The following is a 1496-nucleotide window of genomic DNA, read 5'->3' as shown; positions in this document are numbered from 1 at the left end:
CGCCCGTCGCGCTGCGGGCCGGCCCACAAGAGCCACACCCCGGCGCCACAAAACTATAACATTTCCCCGCCCCCGGGCCTCCGGCGCACGCGACTCGGTCCGTGAAAGCCTCCTTCACGGCGCTCAACGCCGGTAAGGGGGCCTTCACGGACCTGAGGTGTCAGTAGACGGGGCCGGTGTACTTTTCCCCGGGGCCCTGGCCGGGCGCGTCGGGCACCGCGGAGGCCTCGCGGAACGCCTTCTGCAGGGATTGGAGTCCATCGCGCAGCGGGCCGGCGTGCAGGCCGAGGTACTCGGCCGAGGCGGTGACGAGCCCGGCGAGCGCGGTGATCAGCCGGCGGGCTTCGTCGAGGTCGCGGTGCGGCGAGTTCGCCGGATCGGCGTCGGCGAGGCCGAGGCGTTCGGCGCCCGCCGAGAGCAGCATGACGGCCGCCCTGCTGATCACCTCGACGCTCGGGATGTCCTCCAGGTCGCGGACGTCCGGGGAATACGGGGGCTGCTGAGATGGTTGTTCCGACACGTCTGGTACCCTTCCACGAGCGACCAGCCCCCGAGCGATCGGGGGCCAGCAAGTGGAGCCCCGCTCCCACCCGCGTCACCGTACAGGTGGCCGGGTCCGGTCCCGCTCGGCAGCGTTGCTGTTCGAGCGGAGTGCCCGGCGTCAGCCGGGTGCGATCGGGAAAGAGTGGGCCCCGCACGTCGAAAACGGCGTCGGGGCCTTCGCTATGTGGGCACCAGGTCGGCACGAGAGAACAGTCACCTGACCAAGGAGGCCCCATCAGCTCCGAGACACGCATCAACGACCGCATCCGGGTGCCGGAGGTCCGCCTCGTCGGACCGGCTGGTGAGCAGGTCGGCATCGTCCGGATCGAGGACGCGTTGCGGCTCGCGCAGGAAAACGACCTCGACCTCGTCGAGGTCGCGCCACAGGCACGCCCGCCGGTGTGCAAGCTCATGGACTTCGGCAAGTTCAAGTACGAAAGTGCGCAGAAGGCCCGTGAGTCACGCCGCAACCAGCAGCTGACCGTCATCAAGGAACAGAAGCTGCGCCCCAAGATCGACCAGCACGACTACGAGACCAAGAAGGGTCACGTGTCGCGCTTCCTCGCGGCGGGCAACAAGGTCAAAGTCACGATCATGTTCCGCGGTCGCGAGCAGTCGCGCCCGGAGCTCGGGTTCCGGCTGCTGCAGAAGCTCGCCGACGACGTCACCGAACTGGGTTTCGTCGAGTCGTCGCCCAAGCAGGACGGGCGCAACATGATCATGGTGCTGGCCCCGCACAAGAACGTGAAGCCGAAGACGGCGAAGGCCGAACCGGCTCCTGAGGGCTGACACCGCCCGGCACGGTCTGAAACCGGGAGGAGTCTCACGGCTCCGCCCAGCACATGTCAGCGGCACACCGGGCGAACCGGTGTGCCCCCCCCGCCTCGGGGACAAACAAAAAGACGGAGTTTTATAAGCACACCGCGCGCTGCCAAAGAGTACGCCGGACCGGC

2 protein-coding genes are annotated in these 1496 nt (G+C 68.2%); one reads left to right on the top strand and one right to left on the bottom strand.

Annotated elements, in window-relative coordinates:
* Positions 1 to 160: 160 nt before the first annotated feature.
* Positions 161 to 520: a DUF1844 domain-containing protein gene (locus tag ACFWY9_RS42125; protein WP_378327024.1), complete on the bottom strand. Its 360-nt coding sequence runs from the start codon at positions 518 to 520 to the stop codon at positions 161 to 163.
* A 257-nt stretch (positions 521 to 777) separates the two neighbouring features.
* Between ACFWY9_RS42125 and infC the strand changes: the two genes are divergently transcribed.
* Positions 778 to 1332: a translation initiation factor IF-3 gene (infC, locus tag ACFWY9_RS42120; protein ID WP_378327118.1), complete on the top strand. Its 555-nt coding sequence runs from the start codon at positions 778 to 780 to the stop codon at positions 1330 to 1332.
* The last annotated feature ends 164 nt before the right edge of the window (positions 1333 to 1496 follow it).

Source organism: Amycolatopsis sp. NPDC059027 (assembly GCF_042739735.1).
GTDB lineage: Bacteria > Actinomycetota > Actinomycetes > Mycobacteriales > Pseudonocardiaceae > Amycolatopsis.
This window is presented reverse-complemented; position numbering and strand designations above follow the sequence as displayed.